General features: G+C 58.8%; 12 protein-coding genes, 4 tRNA genes and 1 pseudogene. 11 read left to right on the plus strand and 6 right to left on the minus strand.

Annotated features, from left to right (window positions below; translation table 11 throughout):
• Positions 1-184 precede the first annotated feature (184 nt).
• A complete protein-coding gene (locus tag ACI5GA_RS25440; protein ID WP_404633278.1) occupies positions 185-1,507 on the plus strand; it encodes a flavin-containing monooxygenase in 1,323 nt (440 codons plus the stop codon).
• A gap of 29 nt (positions 1,508-1,536) precedes the next feature.
• Entirely contained in the window at positions 1,537-1,974 is a 438-nt protein-coding gene (locus ACI5GA_RS25445) for a RidA family protein (protein WP_404633280.1), read from the plus strand.
• Positions 1,975-2,092: 118 nt separating this feature from the next.
• Here ACI5GA_RS25445 and ACI5GA_RS25450 read toward each other — a convergent pair whose 3' ends face one another.
• The 5 genes from ACI5GA_RS25450 to ACI5GA_RS25470 form a co-directional block, all read right to left on the minus strand.
• The gene (locus ACI5GA_RS25450) at positions 2,093-2,452 is read right to left on the minus strand and encodes a hypothetical protein (RefSeq protein ID WP_421424767.1); all 360 of its coding nucleotides are present in this window, start codon (positions 2,450-2,452) and stop codon (positions 2,093-2,095) included.
• A 78-nt stretch (positions 2,453-2,530) separates the two neighbouring features.
• Positions 2,531-2,818 (minus strand): hypothetical protein, encoded by a 288-nt coding sequence (locus tag ACI5GA_RS25455; protein ID WP_404633284.1) that lies wholly within the window; start codon positions 2,816-2,818, stop codon positions 2,531-2,533.
• Between the two features lie 8 nt (positions 2,819-2,826).
• Complete coding sequence (locus tag ACI5GA_RS25460; protein ID WP_421424768.1) at positions 2,827-7,152, minus strand: RHS repeat-associated core domain-containing protein; 4,326 nt, start codon at positions 7,150-7,152, stop codon at positions 2,827-2,829.
• Positions 7,153-7,316: 164 nt separating this feature from the next.
• On the minus strand, positions 7,317-8,807 hold the full coding sequence (locus ACI5GA_RS25465) for an MDR family MFS transporter (protein WP_421425542.1): 1,491 nt from the start codon (positions 8,805-8,807) through the stop codon (positions 7,317-7,319).
• Between the two features lie 49 nt (positions 8,808-8,856).
• Entirely contained in the window at positions 8,857-9,912 is a 1,056-nt protein-coding gene (locus ACI5GA_RS25470) for an HlyD family secretion protein (RefSeq protein ID WP_404633294.1), read from the minus strand.
• A 193-nt stretch (positions 9,913-10,105) separates the two neighbouring features.
• Here ACI5GA_RS25470 and gltX point away from each other — a divergent pair, with 193 nt between their 5' ends.
• The 9 genes from gltX (at position 10,106) to ACI5GA_RS25515 (ending at position 15,208) form a co-directional block, all read left to right on the plus strand.
• Entirely contained in the window at positions 10,106-11,587 is a 1,482-nt protein-coding gene (gene gltX, locus ACI5GA_RS25475) for a glutamate--tRNA ligase (protein WP_404633296.1), read from the plus strand.
• 193 nt (positions 11,588-11,780) lie between these two features.
• A tRNA-Ala gene (locus tag ACI5GA_RS25480) sits at positions 11,781-11,856 on the plus strand.
• Positions 11,857-11,942: 86 nt separating this feature from the next.
• Positions 11,943-12,018 (plus strand) — tRNA-Glu (locus tag ACI5GA_RS25485).
• A 50-nt stretch (positions 12,019-12,068) separates the two neighbouring features.
• Positions 12,069-12,144, plus strand: a tRNA-Ala gene (locus ACI5GA_RS25490).
• 54 nt (positions 12,145-12,198) lie between these two features.
• A tRNA-Glu gene (locus tag ACI5GA_RS25495) sits at positions 12,199-12,274 on the plus strand.
• Between the two features lie 286 nt (positions 12,275-12,560).
• Positions 12,561-13,100 (plus strand): TetR/AcrR family transcriptional regulator, encoded by a 540-nt coding sequence (locus ACI5GA_RS25500; RefSeq protein WP_404633298.1) that lies wholly within the window; start codon positions 12,561-12,563, stop codon positions 13,098-13,100.
• A gap of 82 nt (positions 13,101-13,182) precedes the next feature.
• Entirely contained in the window at positions 13,183-13,623 is a 441-nt protein-coding gene (locus tag ACI5GA_RS25505; protein ID WP_421424769.1) for an acyl-CoA thioesterase, read from the plus strand.
• A gap of 66 nt (positions 13,624-13,689) precedes the next feature.
• Positions 13,690-14,649 carry a tRNA dihydrouridine synthase gene (locus ACI5GA_RS25510; protein WP_421424770.1) on the plus strand — a complete coding sequence of 320 codons (960 nt, stop codon included), beginning with the start codon at positions 13,690-13,692 and terminating at the stop codon, positions 14,647-14,649.
• Between the two features lie 115 nt (positions 14,650-14,764).
• Positions 14,765-15,208 carry an Hsp20 family protein gene (locus ACI5GA_RS25515; RefSeq protein ID WP_421424771.1) on the plus strand — a complete coding sequence of 148 codons (444 nt, stop codon included), beginning with the start codon at positions 14,765-14,767 and terminating at the stop codon, positions 15,206-15,208.
• Between the two features lie 215 nt (positions 15,209-15,423).
• On the opposite strand, the pseudogene ACI5GA_RS25520 reads toward ACI5GA_RS25515, so the two are convergent.
• Positions 15,424-17,514 (minus strand): annotated as a pseudogene (locus ACI5GA_RS25520) (EAL domain-containing protein); the annotation flags it as partial.
• Between the last annotated feature and the right edge of the window lie 43 nt (positions 17,515-17,557).

The following is a 17,557-nucleotide window of genomic DNA, read 5'->3' on the forward strand; positions in this document are numbered from 1 at the left end:
GGTTTTCTGTATAACTATCGGCGGCCCTTTGAAGAGGTTGAGTGCACCTCATCGCCCGGAAGGGCGTTCATACCTAACGCAACCCCTAGCTTTTTCCTGCTCTGCGACGACAAAAATCATAATTTCGCTATCCCCTGATCCTGCACAGAATGCGCCCACACCCGCCTTCGTGAAGGACACAGGTATGACAGCTGCAAACTTAGAAATCGATACCCTCGTGGTCGGCGCCGGTCAGGCTGGCGTGGCCATGAGCGAGCACTTGAGTGCATTGGGCATCCCTCACCTGGTGCTGGAGCGCAACCGCATTGCCGAAGCGTGGCGTACTGGGCGCTGGGACTCGCTGGTGGCCAACGGTCCCGCCTGGCACGATCGCTTTCCGGGCCTTGAGTTCGACGACCTGAGCCCGGACGGCTTCGCACCGAAAGAGCGGGTTGCGGATTATTTCGAGGCCTACGCCCGTAAATTCAAAGCGCCGATCCGCACAGGGGTCGAGGTGCGCAAGGTCGAGCGCAACGTAGGGCGGCCGGGCTTTACCGTCGAAACCTCTGACGGTGTGATCGATGCCCGTCGCGTGGTCGTGGCCACGGGGCCGTTTCAGCGCCCGGTGATTCCGGCCATCGCCCCTGACGATGCACGCCTCCACCAGATTCACTCTGCGCAGTACCGTAATCCTCAACAGTTGCCCGAAGGCGCCGTGCTGGTGGTAGGCGCTGGCTCGTCTGGCACGCAGATCGCCGATGAATTGCAACGGGCCGGACGTGAGGTGTATCTCTCCGTGGGCCAGCATGACCGTCCCCCACGCGCCTACCGCAACCGGGATTTCTGCTGGTGGCTGGGCGTCTTGGGCGAGTGGGACCAGGCGGCCATGAAACCGGGTCGAGAACACGTGACGATTGCGGTCAGCGGCGCCCATGGCGGGCGCACCGTGAATTTCCGCGAACTGGCCCAGCGCGGCATGAAACTGGTGGGCGTGACCCGTTCGTTCGACAACGGTGTCGCGCGTTTTCAGCCCGACCTGATCGACAACCTCAAGCGCGGCGACGACAACTACCTGGCCGTCCTCGACGCCGCCGATGCCTACATCGCGCGCAACGGCCTGGACTTGCCGCTGGAACCCGAAGCGCGTCGGATTTTTCCCGATTCCGACTGCATCACCCGGCCCATTCTGGAACTGGACCTGGCCAAAGCTGGCATCACGACCATCATCTGGGCCACCGGATTTGCCACTGACTACAGTTGGCTCAAGATCGATGCGTTCGACGCCAAAGGCAAACCGGTGCACCAACGTGGTGTGTCGACCGAGGCGGGGATCTACTTCCTGGGCCTGCCGTGGCAGTCACGCCGCGGGTCGTCGTTCATCTGGGGCGTCTGGCACGACGCCAAATACGTCGCCGACCACATCGCCATTCAACGCCAATACCTGACCTACCGCGATGCCGCTCAACGTGACGCCGAACAGCGCGCGCCCGTTATCGCGCCAAGCCCGGTCAGAACCGTCAGCGCCTGATCCTTTTCACCTTTTTGGAGACGCCCCACATGGCACAACCGACCCACACCCGCATCCGCATGTTCAACACCAAGGACACCTACCCGAACCAGTCGCTGGACAACGACCTTTGCCAGGCCGTCCGCGCGGGCAATACCGTCTACGTCCGCGGGCAGATCGGCACCGACTTCGACGGCAACCTCGTCGGCCTCGGCGACCCCCGTGCCCAGGCCGAACAAGCCATGAAAAACGTCAAACAACTGCTGGAAGAAGCGGGGTCGGACCTGTCCCACATCGTCAAAACCACCACCTACATCATCGACCCGCGCTACCGCGAGCCGGTGTATCAGGAAGTGGGCAAGTGGCTGAAAGGGGTATTTCCGATTTCGACCGGACTGGTGATTTCGGGGCTGGGCCAGCCACAGTGGTTGATGGAGATTGATGTGATTGCGGTGGTGCCGGAGGGGTGGGAGCCGAAGGTGGGGTGAGTTTAGGCGAGGCGATGTGGGTCAGGTTGATGGCCTGCATCGTGAGTAACTGTCTGAAAACGGTTAATAACGGAGTTTCCGCTCGAAAAATAACCCGTTAGAGACGTGCCTGGAAATATTAGTCTCCAAGCTTCTCCCAGAATGTAAGGTGCTCCATCGCACGCTCGCTGTCGCTCATATCATCGTTGCCCAACGAATTATCGAATCTTTCTGAAATTGTCTTTCGTACCACCGCAAGCCTGTTAATGAAGTTGTTTTGGGTTACGAAACGAGAGATTTCTCGAGCGCGAGTGCCCGGATCTTGACCTGGTGCCTCGATTTCTTTGTAAAAGTAATAGTCTTCCATTTGTCTCAACGAGATAAACATGAATCCTATTTCCTGCAATGCTTTGATCGCTTGTTTGCCTGTGATGATTATTTTTCTATTTGTTTTTCTTAATTTGTTCTTTTCTTTTCTAGGTGGCATTTTGGTTTTCAAGTTTTCTATAAGGGTTAGCTATTTCAAATGGTGGGTGGGATTGATTTTGCAACCCGCTTATTAAGCAAGGCGGCTTGATCAAAATGGCAATGTGTTTTTTATTGCCGCCAGCTTCGCTATATCTGCGCCTTTGGTAATCAGGTGCTCGAAAGCCTTTTCAAGCGTTTGAAATGTTTGTACCTCTTCTTCTGCGTAGTCCTCAAATACATCAAATTTTGTTTCGTCTATTTTTAACGTATACGTTTGATAAAGATGTCTCTCTTTCTTTATTGCGTATTGGAAAAGATATGACGTCGATCCAGTGGTGCGAACCTCTTGATAGCCCCTGCGCTTTCCGGACTCAATTGATACTTTGATGTTATTCATAATCGGTCTTAGTCGGTGATATCAATACGAACCATCGTCCCATCTGAACGTTTGATATTTATGTGTGGAAGCTCACCATGGCCAGTACCTTTTGGGTCGTCGTGACCATAGACTCGCCCGGTTCTTTGGTCTATAGGATAGTCTTTGCGGTACCGCACTTTTCCATCTCTTTTCTTGAATTGCTCCATTTTGTGCTTCTTTCGGATGCCCGCTGCGTCCTGAGAACCGATACCTCTTACCTTCTGCGCATCTGGAAAAGCTTCCATAACCAGTTCGTGTGCTTCGGCTTTGGATTTAACACTTACTGTCACTTTTTGTGGCCCGTTCCGCAGCGCATCTACTTTTTTTCCGCAGGCCGTCAAGCCCCACGGATCCACCCACCCCACCGGATTCGGCGCGTAGGCATACAGGTTCAGACCACCCGCCAACCCGATCGGATCAGGCGTGGTGAACCTGCCGACATCCGGGTCGTAGAACCTGAAGGTGTTGTAGTGCAGTCCGGTTTCGCGATCAAGGTATTGGCCTTGAAAGCGCAGGTTCTGTTCGGCGTAGTAGGGGCTGCGTTCTTCCTGATGGGTGTTGCCCCAGGTCCGATAGTGGGTCATCCAGACGAAATGACCGCTGGCGGTGGTCAGTTCTTCGGGCAGGCCGTTGGGCTGGTTGTGAAAGTAGAGGACTTCCTGGTGCTCGCCTCTGCTGTCGATACGGGCGTGGGGTTCGTGGCTGTCGTCGGCGTAGATGTACAGGCATTGAGTGCCGTGGCGTTCTTCGCTGAGCAGCCGCAGGCCTTCCCAGGCAAAGCGGGTTTCGTTGCGCTTGAGACCGTGAGCGTTATGTTCGGTTTTGCCGATGCGTCGGCCCAGTGGGTCGTAAACCATTCGAATAGTGATGCCACCGTATTGATGCACGGCGATCAGGCGGCTTTCGGCGTCATATTCAAAACGCTGGGTGCCGTGTCGAATGCTCTGTTTTTCGATCAGCCGACCAAAGCCGTCGTAGCGATAGCGTTTGTCCTGATAGCGCTGGATCCGGTTGTGTCGGACCTGTTCGGCGTTTTGCTGACGGCCGTCGATCAGGTTGGCAGCGGCGTCGTAGGCGAAGACCTCGGGCGTCTTCAGGGCGTCGTCGTCGCTGACGATCAGGCGCGCAGTGGCGTCGTAGTGCAAATCAGTGCGCCGGTCGTGTGACTGCTTGCTGGTCCAGCGGCAGATGAGGTTGTCGGCAGGGTCGTAGTCGTACTGTTTGTCGTAAACGGCCCAGGCGTCGGGGTGTACCCCTTCGACGCGTGGGATACGCAGATGCAAGCGGCCTGCGGCGTCATAACGGGTGCAGGTTCTGATCTGACCCTGAACCCGCAGCACTTCGCGGTGCAGGGGATCACGCTCGAAGTCACTGATGACCTGGCCGTCAAGGTTGATCTGGTGCAGGTGGCCACTGCCGTAGTACAGCCGGTTGAGGGTGCGGCCATCGGGCAGACGGGTCTGGGTCCGGTTGCCCAGCTCGTCGTAGGTGTGTTGCAAAAGGCCGTAGGCGTTCTGTTCGCTGAGTAACTGGCCCAAGGCGTCATAACGAAACGCAATGTGCTGCTGTTCGCCTTCAAGTGGAGCGAAGGCGATGCCGGTCAGTTGATCCAGCAGGTCGTAGGTGTATTCGGTACGACCATCGGTCGTGGTCTTGGCGATCAGCCTCCCCACAGCATCACGCTTCAGATCGTGAATGATCGGCTCGTCGACTGGATCGTTATTTCCCACGGCTGCCGGACGCTGCTCGACCCGCAGCGGATTGCCCAGGCCGTCATAACGGAAGTGTCGCTGGCTGCCGTCCAGATCCTGCTGCACGATCAGCCGATCTCCGGCGTCCCAGGCAAACCGGTAGTGTTCGCCGTTCTCGTTGGTCAGGGTGTCTAGCCGCCCGTAAGCGTCGTAGCGATATTGCACCGTGCGGCGAAGTTCATCGGTGCGCTGGCGAAGCTGACCACGGGCATCGTATTCAAGCCGTGTGGTGGCCCCGGTCGGATCGGTCTGGCTGATCAGCCGTCCGCTGGCATCGTACCGGTACTCAAACAAGCGCTCATCCGGCGTCTTGAGCGTTTCCAGACGGCCATACAGATCATGTATGTATCGGGTCTCGTTGCTCAGGGCATCGGTGGTGCTCACCAGGTGGCCACGCGGATCGTGGCAAATTTCGGTCCGATGGCCCGAGCAGTCGATGTGCCCGCTCAACTGGCCGAAGGCGTTCCAGGTGTTCTTACGGGTCTTGCCGCTGGAGTCGAGGATTTCGACAACCTGGCCCAAGGCGTTGTAGCGATACTGCGTCACATGCCCCAAAGGATCGCGCACATGAGTGCAATTCCCGCGAGCGTCATAGCGGTAGTGCCAGTTGTTGCCTGCCGCGTCGGTTTCCACGCGAGGCAGGGCCCAGTGTTCCAGCCATTGGGTTAGTTCATGGCGGCCTAGCGGGTCTTCAGTGGAGGCAAGATTACCTGCGGCATCGTAGGTGTAGCGCCACTGGCCGCCTTGCGGGTCGGTCGCCCCGAGCAACTGACGCTCATCGTTCCAGTCGAATTGCCAGCTCAGCCCCAGCGCATCGGTAATCGAGGTGATCTGGTGCTGCACATTCCAGTGCCGAACGCTGCGCCGCCCCAGCCCGTCGGTGACTACTGTGCGACCGGCCTCAAGGTCGTACTCGAACCGGTACTCGGCACCGTCATCGGTGTAATGGCGCACCACTCGCCATTCCCGATCCTTGATCACATCCCAGTCATAAAAACAGCGCAGCCCGGTCGGTAACTGATGCTCGACCATTCGCTGGCCGCTGTCGTAGGCGAAACGGCGCAAGAGGTTGTTCGACGCATTGCGAACTTCAATCAGATCCCCGGACGCGTCATAGCTGTAATAAACCAGCGCTTCAGGTCGGTACTGCGTGTCGTCGTAGAGCCGTTCGATGGACGCAACCCGCCGCGGCCACTGCGCCGAGTACCCCAATCGCAAGTGCTGAACATTCAGCGAATCGCGCAGCTCACTCAACCGACCCTGCGCGTCATAGGCCAGATCGATGCGGTTGTCGTTGCGATCACCGAGCTGCACCAGACGCAGCATCGAATGACTGACGGAAGCAGGTTCAAAATACCGATACAGCCCGTCCTCGCTCTCGATCAGTACCCGGCCATCGTCATGCCGTCGCACCACCAACCCTTCACCGGCACTGAACACCGCTTCGCCCACGCCGATCTGACCCATGTCGATACGACGGGCCTGTTCGTCGACGTAGATCAGCCGCTCTTCTTCAACGTGAACACAGACTTCGAACGTCACACTCCAGCCCGCGCCAAACAGGCCGTCCCGTCGCTCATCCCGGCTGTTGTAAAAGCGCTGCCAGGCCAGTGGCATGACACCGGGCAGGGAAAAGTCCAGGTCTTCGACGCTGCCCAGCACCTTGGCCCCAGTGGCCGCATGTACAGGGTGCGGCGAGCCTGAAATCGCCCGCCCGAGTGCCCCTGAAACCTGACTCACGGCATAGGCATTCACGCCCCCCAGCAGCATGCACGGCAGGTTGCTGACGAACCTGCGCGGCCCGCCCCTCAACATCATCAGTGCATTGACCGCCAGCCCTACATCCGGCGTCTTGCCACTGCGAATGCTGCGCACCACCAGATTGCCCCCGCCGATGCGCACGTTGGGCGATACGTGCGCCGAGGACACCGTCGCGCCGCAGGTGCTGCGGTCCCCGCTGCGCACCGCCGGTTGGCCGTTGATGAAGACAGTGCTTGAGCCTTCGGCGAGGTACTGAACCGGCATTGGCAGATGGCGTTCGCAAGTGATCTGATCCTGCGCTCGTGGTGATGCGCCGGGCGCGGGGGAGGCGAGGGTGGGTTGCCACAGCTCGGAGAAAAAGCCCTTGGCGATATCGAGAAAGGTGCCTTCAGGGGCCTGATCGTCGGGCAAGTCCACGGTATCGTAGGAGGTGCAGCCTGCCGCCCGCGCCGCAGGTTTGCCGTTGATGAAAACGTTCGGCGAACCGCTGCTGATGTAGGCACAGACGCTGGGCGGGAAGAGGTCTTTGGTGAGATTGTCGCAGAAGGTACTGATGCCCTCGTCAGCACCCAGGGCGTTCATGCCCACGCCGACGGCGACGTTAACCGCAGCACCAATGAGGCAGGCTGCCAGCCCTCCGGTGGCGACGGTCAGGCTGGTCGCACCGACCACTGCTGCGCCCACGGCCGCGCCAATGGCAACGCCGACAGCGATTTCCAGAACGCCGCCAAAGATGTCGGCCAGTAGCGAGTTGTGAGTGAGGGCATCGCCTTGGCGAGCGGCCCCTTGGGCGTCAGACATTCCCTGATCCGCGCTGAGAAAGGCGCGGAATGTAAGGGCTTGAAACGCGCCTGTCTGAGCGCTGAAACACAAAAAGCAGGAGGGACGGGATTTTCAGAAAAGGACTACGACAATGCCGCAAACACTCCTACTGATGCCAAGGAAAGGCCTGATAAAAAGAGCTGTCAGTGAGCCGCGCCGCCCTTGATTCCGCTCGGCAGTTTCTTGGTCAGCACCACCGCCAGCATGCTGATCCCCAACGCCAGTCCGACGAAATGGAACGCGTCGTTATAGGCCATGATCGCCGCCTGTTGATGGGCGATCTCACTGAGCTTGCCCAGCGCGGCGGTCTCGTTGCCCAAACGCTCTGTCAGTTGTGCCATGCGCTCGGCGACTTGCGGGTTGGCCGGGGAGATGGATTCGCGCAGGTAGTCGAAATAGGTCTTGGTCCGCGCATCCAGCAAGGTCGCAAGCAGGGCGATGCCGATGGCGCCGCCGAGGTTGCGCAGAATGTTGAAGAGGCTCGACGCCGAGCCCGCGTCCTGCGGCTGTATATAAGCGGTGGCGATCAGCGAGATGGTCACCATGATCAACGGCTGGCCCAGCGCCCGCACAATCTGGATGTGGTTGAACTGCGGCCCCGCGAAATCCGGATTCAGCACCCCTGACAAAAAGCTGGCCAGTCCAAACAAGCCAAAACCCAGGGCGCACAGTACTTTGGGCGAGATGATTTTCATCAGTTGCGGCACCAGCGGAATCAGGAACAGCTGCGGAATCCCCATCCACATGATCACCTCGCCGATCTGCTGGGCGTTGTAACCCTGAATTTGCGCCAGATACAGCGGCAGCAAATACACCGAGCCATACAGCCCCACGCCCATGCCCACGCTGGAGATGCTCGATAGGCCAAAGTTACGGTTGCCGAGGATGCCCAGATTGATCAGCGGCTTGGGTTTGGAGAACTGAATGATCACGAAGGTGATCAGGCTGAACAAGGCGATACTGCCCAGCGTGACGATCAGGCTCGATTCCAGCCAGTCTTTGCGGTGGCCTTCTTCCAGAAACACCTGGAGGCACCCCAAGCCCACGCCGAGGGTGACGATGCCTGCATAGTCAGTACTTTTCAGCAATTCCCAGTGCGGCGCCTTCTTCTCCAGGCCGTACATCAGCCCGGCGATCATCAGCAGCCCCGGCGGGACGTTGATGTAGAAAATGTATTCCCAGCCGAAATTTTCCGTCAGCCAGCCGCCCAAGGTCGGTCCGATGGACGGCGCGAAGGTCGCGGTCATGGCAAACAGCGCCATGCCCTTGGCGCGGTGGTGTTCGGGCAGCTTGATCAACGTCAGGGTGAACGCCAAGGGGATCAGCGCGCCGCCGGTAAAACCCTGCATGGCGCGGAATACGATCATGCTTTCCAGGCTCCAGGCCATGGAACAGAGCAGAGATGAGACCAGAAAACCCAGTGATACCCACACCGCCAGTCGCCGCGCCGAGAGCAATTGCACCAGCCAGGCGGTGAGCGGGATCATGATGATTTCCGCCACCAGGTAGGACGTGGAAATCCACGAGCCTTCCTCCAGCGTGGCTGACAACGCGCCCTGAATGTCCTTGAGCGAGGAGTTGGTGATCTGAATGTCGAGCACTGCCATGAAGGCGCCGAGCATCACACTCATCACCGCAATCCAGTCACGCCGGGTCGGCTCGCCGACCGGGCGGATCAGTTCATCACCGGCCACTTGCGGCGTCGTTCGCAGGTTTGACGTTGACTGACACGGTGACCGACATCCCTGGACGAATCTTGCCCTGCAAGGGGTTGTCCGGCGCGAACGTCAGTTTCACCGGAATACGCTGTACGACTTTGGTGAAGTTACCCGTGGCATTGTCCGGAGGCAGCAAGCTGAACTGCGCGCCGGACGCGGCGAACAGGCTGTTGACGCGGCCTTGAATCGGCGTGCTGGGGAAGCTGTCGAACGTCAGCTCGGCGGATTGGCCGATCTCCATGTGCTCTATCTGGGTTTCCTTGAAGTTGGCTTGCACCCAGATGTCTTCGTCGGGTACCACTGACAGCAGGTACGCTCCGGCCTGCACGAACTGGCCATTGCGCGCGGCGCGCTGGCCGATCAGTCCGCTGATCGGCGCGTGGATTTCGGTGCGCTGCATATTCAACTCGGCCTGGGCCAGATCGGCGCGGGCAGTGGCGATCTGTGCGTCGAGACGCTTGATGTCGGCGGTCAGGGCATTCACTTGCTGGCGCTGGCCTTGCGCATCAGCCTGTGCCTTGGCCACTTGAGAACGTGCCACATGGCTGTCGGCGGTCATGGTGGTGACCTGTTCTTCTGAGACGAAGCCCGGTTTGCGCAGTTTTTGCAGGCGCGCCAGGTCCAGTTGCGTACGACCGAGGGTGGCCTGATTGGCCTGCACCTGTGCATCGCTGGCGGCGATCAGGCTCGACTGTTGCGTCAGCTTGCTTTGTGCCTGCGTCCGCTCGGCCTCCCGCGTTGCCAGCGTGGCCTGGGCGCGATCGATGGCCAGGCGGAAGTCATCGGGTTCCAGCTTTACCAGCAATTGGCCTTTCTCGACGTGCTGGTTGTCCTGCACCAGCACCTCACTGATCCGCGCGCCGAGCTGGCTGGACACCCGGGTAATTTCACCCTGAACGTAGGCATTGTCGGTGGTTTCGTAAAAGCGTCCTTTCAGGTACCACTGGGCGAAGAAGGCGAGGGCGATCAGCAGGACCACCAAAAGAAAGATGAACAGGCGGCGTTTGAGTTGGGCGGGCATGGTCGTTCTTGTTTATTGGAATGGTTCTGAATCTAGCAGCAAATAAAGTCTGGCAACTAGCCAGCGTTGCAATAATGACCAGAAATGATATTCGGGTATTCATTCGTCGATCGCCAAACTGTCCTCTGTGCTGGAGCCGCGAGGGTTACGCCTGCTAAGATTCGCCGCTTGTTCGACCTATTCGGAATTCTTCATGACCACCGTTCGTACCCGCATCGCGCCATCGCCTACTGGTGACCCCCACGTTGGCACGGCTTACATCGCGCTCTTCAACTATTGCTTTGCCAAGCAGCATGGTGGCGAATTCATCCTGCGCATTGAAGACACCGATCAGTTGCGTTCGACCCGTGAGTCCGAACAACAGATTTTCGATGCGCTGCGCTGGCTCGGTATCGAATGGAGCGAAGGCCCGGACGTCGGCGGCCCGCATGGCCCGTATCGTCAAAGCGAGCGTGGCGACATTTATAAGAAGTACACCCAGCAACTGGTCGATGCCGGCCATGCATTCCCGTGCTTCTGCACCGCCGAAGAACTGGATCAGATGCGCGCCGAGCAGATGGCCCGTGGCGAAACCCCACGCTACGACGGCCGCGCGCTGTTGCTTTCCAAAGAAGAAGTCGAGCGCCGTCTGGCTGCCGGTGAGCCCCATGTGATCCGCATGAAAGTGCCGAGCGAAGGCGTGTGCGTGGTGCCGGACATCCTGCGTGGCGACGTCGAAATCCCGTGGGACCGCATGGACATGCAGGTGCTGATGAAGACCGACGGCCTGCCGACCTACTTCCTGGCCAACGTCGTCGATGACCACCTGATGGGCATCACCCACGTGCTGCGTGGCGAAGAATGGCTGCCGTCAGCACCGAAACTGATTCTGCTCTACGAATACTTTGGCTGGGAAAAGCCGGCGCTGTGCTACATGCCGCTGCTGCGTAACCCGGACAAGAGCAAGCTGTCCAAGCGCAAGAACCCCACGTCGGTCACGTTCTACGAGCGCATGGGCTTCATGCCTGAAGCAATGCTCAACTACCTGGGGCGTATGGGCTGGTCGATGCCGGATGAGCGCGAGAAGTTCTCCTTGCAGGAAATGGTCGACAACTTCGACCTCAATCGCGTTTCCCTGGGCGGTCCGATCTTCGACATTGAGAAACTGTCCTGGCTCAACGGCCAGTGGCTGCGTGAGCTGCCGGTGGAAGAGTTCGCCGCGCGGGTGCAAAAGTGGGCGTTCAACAGCGACTACATGATGAAGATCGCGCCCCACGTGCAGGGCCGCGTCGAGACGTTCAGTCAGGTCGCGCCGTTGGGCGGCTTCTTCTTCGCGGGTGGCGTGAATCCGGACGTGAAGCTGTTCGAGCACAAGAAGCTTTCGCCGGAACAGGTGCGTCAGGTGATGCAGCTGATTTTGTGGAAACTGGAATCCCTGCGTCAGTGGGAGAAAGACACCATTACCGGCTGCATTCAGGCGGTGGTCGAGCATCTGCAACTCAAACTGCGTGATGCGATGCCGTTGATGTTTGCCGCGATCACCGGGCAGGCCAACTCGGTTTCGGTGACCGACGCCATGGAGATCCTTGGCCCGGATCTGACGCGCTATCGTTTGCGTCAGGCGCTGGACCTGCTGGGCGGTGTCTCGAAGAAAGAAAATAAAGAATGGGAAAAGCTGCTCGGCGCGATTGGCTGAGTGACCGGCAAGCCCCTGATTTTGCGCAGGCAGAATCAGGGGAGGGCGGTAAGTGATTGTTATCCCGGAAAATTCTTTTGAAATATGTTTAAAAAAAGTTTGACAGCTACCCGGGTCGCACTTAATATGCGCCCCGTCCACACGGCAACACAGAAACACGGCGGCAACGCAGTGTGATGTGAAAGTGTAATGTGGGGCTATAGCTCAGCTGGGAGAGCGCCTGCATGGCATGCAGGAGGTCAGCGGTTCGATCCCGCTTAGCTCCACCAATTTTAGAAGCTTCAAGGTTGGCTACACTGCCTTGAAGTTTGTACCGAAAATCGGAGCCAGCACCGATCAGGTACGCAAGGGTTACGTCCCCTTCGTCTAGTGGCCTAGGACACCGCCCTTTCACGGCGGTAACAGGGGTTCGAGTCCCCTAGGGGACGCCACTTTATCGAGAGCGATCGCAAGGTTGATCTCCGCCGAGAGGCGTAAATCTGGGGCTATAGCTCAGCTGGGAGAGCGCCTGCATGGCATGCAGGAGGTCAGCGGTTCGATCCCGCTTAGCTCCACCAATTTTTGCCAGGGTTCGTAAGGCAATTTATAACGAACCCGACTGAAGGTTTTGCGTCCCCTTCGTCTAGTGGCCTAGGACACCGCCCTTTCACGGCGGTAACAGGGGTTCGAGTCCCCTAGGGGACGCCACGATTTCTCGCTCTGCGAGACCAAGGGTCATTCGATTATTGAATGGCCCTTTTGTTTTTCTGGGATTTTATTTCTCTTTTCCCGATCTTCTGATCAGCCGATGCCGAACGTGTAGGAGCGAATTTATTCGCGAAGACGTTAGCCCTCACAGCATCAATGTCGCCTGACACTCCGCCTTCGCGAATAAATTCGCTCCCACAGTTTCCAGCCTTGGGCCGTTGAGCATGGCGCCCTTGCCATCCCTGATGATGCAGATAATATTATCGCCATCATCCCGGAGGCGGACATGAACGACAAAAAAGCACAGACCCGCGAACGCATTCTCAACGCAGCGAGCATGGCGTTGATCGCGCGTGGCCCGGTGGAGCCCAGCGTCAACGAGATCATGGGCGCAGCAGGGTTGACCGTCGGCGGTTTCTACGCGCATTTCGACAGTAAGGAAGCGCTGATGCTGGAGGCGTTCAATCAGTTGCTCAGCGAGCGCCGCGCAATGGTTGCGAAAATCGACGACCAATTGCCGGGTGACGAGCGCCGCGCCTTGTTGGCCGCGTTTTACCTCTCACGCAAACACCGCGATGCAGAAGAGCACGCCTGTCCGCTGCCAACGGCCATTGGTGAAATGGCGCGGCTGTCCGACGACTTTCGTGATGCGCTGTCCGAACACATCGAGCTGATGGTCGCGCAACTGGCGGCCAGCCCCGAAGAAACCGACAAAACCCTGGCCGACATCGCGCTGATGCTTGGCGGACTGGCCCTTGCCCGCGCTCTGGGTCCTAACGAACTGTCCGATCGCGTGTTGCGAGCTGCCAAGTCGGCCATGCAGTGAGGTGTTCGCGACAGATCGAAACCTGCTGACGACGCTTTTGGTTACACTGCCTGCGAACGCATTCATGAGGGCAGGAACGAGCATGGCCTGGGATCTGGCAACGCCATTCGTCATCGACCTACAGGTAGGTGAAGACGATATCGATGGATTGGGGCACGCCAACAACGCGGTCTACGTCACCTGGCTGGAGCGCTGCGCCTGGCGCCATTCCCAGCAACTGGGGCTGGATCTGACCGAGTACCGCCGTCTGGACCGGGCCATGGCCGTGGTGCGGCATGAGATTGACTACCTGGCCAGCGCGTACCAAGACGATGACCTGCAACTGGCCACCTGGATTGTCGACTGGGACCAGAAGATCAGAATGACCCGGCGTTTCCAGCTCAGGCGCCCGAGCGACGGGGTGACGCTGTTGCGTGCACAAACCACGTTCGTCTGTATCGAGCTGTCCAGTGGCAAGCCCAAACGCATGCCGACCGAGTTCATTGAAGGTTACGCGCCTGCGCTACGGCAGGCTGTTTCCTGACACGCGGCAGATTCCCAATCGCGGCGCCACTGCGTAAACTGCCGGACTTTTTTCCGAGTGTGACCCATGCAAATTGCTCTGGCCCCGATGGAGGGCTTGGTCGATGACATCTTGCGCGATGTGCTGACTCAAGTTGGCGGCATCGACTGGTGCGTGACCGAATTCATCCGGGTGACTGAGCGTCTGTTGCCTGAGCACTACTTCCACAAGTTCGCTTCCGAGCTGCTCAACGGTTCGAAGACGCGGGCCGGCGTGCCGTTGCGCGTGCAGTTGCTGGGTTCTGATCCCGTGTGTCTGGCGGAAAATGCGGCGTTTGCGGCCGAGTTGGGAGCGCCGGTCATCGACCTGAACTTCGGCTGCCCGGCCAAAACCGTCAACAAATCCCGGGGTGGGGCGGTACTGCTGAAGGAGCCTGAGCTGCTTCACTCGATCCTCAGCCACGTGCGCCGCGCTGTGCCTGGGCATATTCCGGTCACCGCCAAGATGCGCCTGGGCTACGACAGCACTGAACCGGCACTGGATTGCGCGAGGGCGCTGGAGGCGGGCGGCGCCGAGCACATCGTGGTGCATGCGCGAACCAAGGTCGACGGCTATAAACCACCCGCGCACTGGGAGTGGATCGGCAAGATTCAGGATGTGGTGAAGATCCCGATCATCGCCAATGGCGAGATCTGGACTTTGGACGATTGGCGTCGTTGCCGCGAAATCTGTGGCGCCCGGGACATCATGATCGGTCGCGGCCTGGTGGCGCGTCCGGATCTGGGGCGGCAGATCGCTGCGGCCGAGGCGGGGCGTGAGGTCGTCGAAATGACCTGGCAAGAGCTTCAGCCGTTGCTGCGCGAGTTCTGGCTGCAGGCTATGGCCAAGATGACGCGCGTGCAGGCACCGGGGCGGTTGAAGCAGTGGGTCGTGCTGCTGACCAAGAGCTACCCTGAAGCCACGGTGCTGTTCGATTCGTTGCGTCGCGAGACCGATTGTGAGCGCATCAGTCAGATGTTGGGTGTGATGGCGCCGGAAGCCGCCTGAGAAAAAAATTTCATAGCGACTCTTGAAACAGAAGTGACTGAACCTATCTATGGGTTACGCGATGCCGAAGTCGGGTCGCGGCGACAAACACTTGCTGATTAATCAGGAGATTCACATGACTACCGCATTTTCTCTGGCTCCACTGTTTCGTTCTTCCGTAGGCTTCGACCGTTTCAACGACTTGTTCGAATCGGCGGCCCGTAACGAATCGGCCAGCACTTACCCTCCCTACAACGTCGAAAAACACGCGGACGACCAATATCGCATCGTCATCGCGGCGGCGGGATTCCAGGAAGAAGACCTGGAATTGCAGGTCGAGAAAGGTGTGCTCACCGTGACGGGCAGCAAGCGCGACAAGGACGCAGAAGGCGTCACCTTCTTGCATCAGGGCATCGCTCAGCGCGCGTTCAAACTGTCGTTCCGTCTGGCGGATCACATTGAAGTGCAGAATGCTGCGCTGGCCAATGGTTTGCTGAACATCGACCTGCTGCGTCTGGTGCCGGAAGAGGCCAAGCCAAAACGCATTCAGATCAACGGTCAGAAAACCCTGGCGCATTGATCGATAGCCAGTAAAAAGAAGGCGCTCCTCAGGAGCGCCTTTTTTTGTGTGCAACGCTTTACGTTGCGGTGCGAACTTATGTGGGAGCCGGCTTGCTGGCGAAAGCGCAGTTTCAGACACAGATGTGTTGAATGGCACACCTCATTCGTCGGAACGCCGCCCGCCGCAAGCCGACTCCCACAATGGATTGCACTAGCAAGCAGAACCTCGACGGATTACGACGTTGTTTGGGACATTCGCGCCCGCAGCAACGCCTCAAACCCTTCAATCGTCAACGGCTCGCTGAATAGAAAGCCCTGATAAAAATGGCAATCCAGTTGCGCGAGAAAATCCAGTTGCTCCTGTTTTTCCACCCCTTCAGCAATGATCTCCAGGTTGAGGCTGGCGGCCATGGCGACAATGGCGCGCACGATCTCGGCGTCGTTGGGGTCGCTGGTCGCGTCGCGTACGAAGGATTGGTCGATCTTCAACGCGCTCACCGGCAGGCGTTTGAGGTAAGTCAGCGACGAATAGCCGGTGCCGAAATCATCCATCGCAAAACCCACGCCCAATTGCTTGAGTTCAAGCATCTTGGCAATGGTGTCTGCCAGGTTCTTGATGACGATCCCTTCGGTGATTTCCAGTTTGAGCATGTGAGTGGGGACCTGATAGGTTCGCAGGCAGCGCTCCACCCGCTCGACGAAATCGGCCTGGCGGAACTGCCGGGGGCTGATGTTCACGCACAGGCTGAAATCCTGACTGTCGATCAGGCCCTTGCGTAACAGCTTGCTGCCGCTTTTGCAGGCTTCTTCGAGAATCCAGTTGCCAATTTCCTGCACCATGCCGCTTTCTTCCATGACCTGGATGAACTGAGTGGGCGGCAGGCTACCCAGGCTGGGGTGTTGCCAGCGCAGCAATGCTTCGGCGCCCACGATGCGGTTACCCCAGGTGTCTACCTGAGGCTGGTAATTGAGGCTGAGCTCGCCCCGGCCTAGCGCCTGGCGCAGATCGCTCTCCATTCGCAGCCGCTCGCTGGCGGCTTTCTGCATGGCGCCGTGGAATATTTGCGTGGCGTTGCGCCCTGAGTCCTTGGCTCGATACAACGCGATGTCGGCGCGTTTGAGCAAGTCGGCGGGCGTGGCGCCATGGTCGGGAATCAACGCGACCCCGATACTGGGCGTGACTTGCAGACGATGGCCGTCGAGAAACATCGGTTCGGACAGCAACTCGCGCAGGGTGTCGGCCAGGCCTCGAACCTGTTCGATGACGTCCTCCCGGGTGCCTTCCAGCCCGCTGATCAGCACCACGAACTCGTCACCGCCCAGCCGCGCAACAGTGTCTTCCAGTCGCACACTGGCCTCCAGGCGGGCGGTGATGATTTTCAGCACGCTGTCACCCACTGGATGGCCGAGGGAATCATTTATGTGTTTGAAGTGATCCAGATCGAGAAACAGCAGCGCGCCGCGCAGGTCATGGCGCTTGAGCAGCGCGATCTGTTGGCTGAGGCGGTCCATCAGCAACGCGCGATTGGGCAGATTGGTCAACGAGTCGTGATAGGCCAGGTGCTGAATCTGCGCCTGGGCGTTCTTCAACTGGCTAATGTCCCGGGCGGTGATCAGCAAGCACGCCGTGTCGTTGAGTGTCAGTGGGTCGATGGACACGTCGACGGTGATCAGATCGCCGTTCTTGTTACGGCCCAACAACTCCCGGTTGCGCACCCGACCATGCTCCTGGACTTCCTGGATCAGGCGATCACGCTGGGAAATATCCGCCATGATCACGAATTCGAACACCGTGCTGCCGATGACATCGCTGGCGCTGTAGCCGGACAGCCGGGAAAAGCCGTCGTTGACCTCGATGTATTTGCCGGTCGCCTTTTCGGTAATGATGATTGCGTCGGGGCTGGAGTGAAACGCGCGGGCGAATTTTTCCTCGCTGGCTTGCAACGCACGCTGAGCGCGCTTGTGTTCGGTGTTGTCGATAAACGTGCTGAGCAGATACAGCCCGTCACTGAGTTCTATTTTCTGGGTGTAGAGGGTGCCGTCGTGAGCGCACCCGTCACGCCCGCACCATTGGCTTTCCAGGCTGGCGGGCTCATCGGAAGCAAAGGTCCGGTCCAGTGCTGTCTGGCGTTGCTGCGGATTGATCCAAAGCCCTATTTCCATTGTGGTCCGGCCCGCGCAGTCGGCCATCGACCAGCCGAAGGTGGCTTCGAAATGGCGATTGACGTTGCAGATCAAGCCGTCTTCGAATCGCGTCAGCAGCACCACATTGGGGCTCAGGTTGAACAGGGTCGCGAAATGCCGCTCCGACTCCTTCGCTGTCAACGCCAGGCCGGTCAGAGGGTACAGCGGGCTGTCAGCGATTGTG

The organism is Pseudomonas sp. Pseu.R1 (assembly GCF_045764065.1).
Classification (GTDB): Bacteria; Pseudomonadota; Gammaproteobacteria; order Pseudomonadales; family Pseudomonadaceae; genus Aquipseudomonas.

Bases quoted from the DNA above. Each gene is read 5' to 3' on its own strand.
- ACI5GA_RS25440 (WP_404633278.1), top strand. From the start codon at position 185: ATGACAGCTGCAAACTTAGAAATCGATACCCTCGTGGTCGGCGCCGGT.
- ACI5GA_RS25515 (WP_421424771.1), top strand. From the start codon at position 14,765: ATGACTACCGCATTTTCTCTGGCTCCACTGTTTCGTTCTTCCGTAGGC.
- ACI5GA_RS25505 (WP_421424769.1), top strand. From the start codon at position 13,183: ATGGCCTGGGATCTGGCAACGCCATTCGTCATCGACCTACAGGTAGGT.
- ACI5GA_RS25470 (WP_404633294.1), bottom strand. From the start codon at position 9,912: ATGCCCGCCCAACTCAAACGCCGCCTGTTCATCTTTCTTTTGGTGGTC.
- ACI5GA_RS25500 (WP_404633298.1), top strand. From the start codon at position 12,561: ATGAACGACAAAAAAGCACAGACCCGCGAACGCATTCTCAACGCAGCG.
- ACI5GA_RS25445 (WP_404633280.1), top strand. From the start codon at position 1,537: ATGGCACAACCGACCCACACCCGCATCCGCATGTTCAACACCAAGGAC.
- ACI5GA_RS25455 (WP_404633284.1), bottom strand. From the start codon at position 2,818: ATGAATAACATCAAAGTATCAATTGAGTCCGGAAAGCGCAGGGGCTAT.
- ACI5GA_RS25460 (WP_421424768.1), bottom strand. From the start codon at position 7,152: ATGTCTGACGCCCAAGGGGCCGCTCGCCAAGGCGATGCCCTCACTCAC.
- ACI5GA_RS25510 (WP_421424770.1), top strand. From the start codon at position 13,690: ATGCAAATTGCTCTGGCCCCGATGGAGGGCTTGGTCGATGACATCTTG.
- gltX (WP_404633296.1), top strand. From the start codon at position 10,106: ATGACCACCGTTCGTACCCGCATCGCGCCATCGCCTACTGGTGACCCC.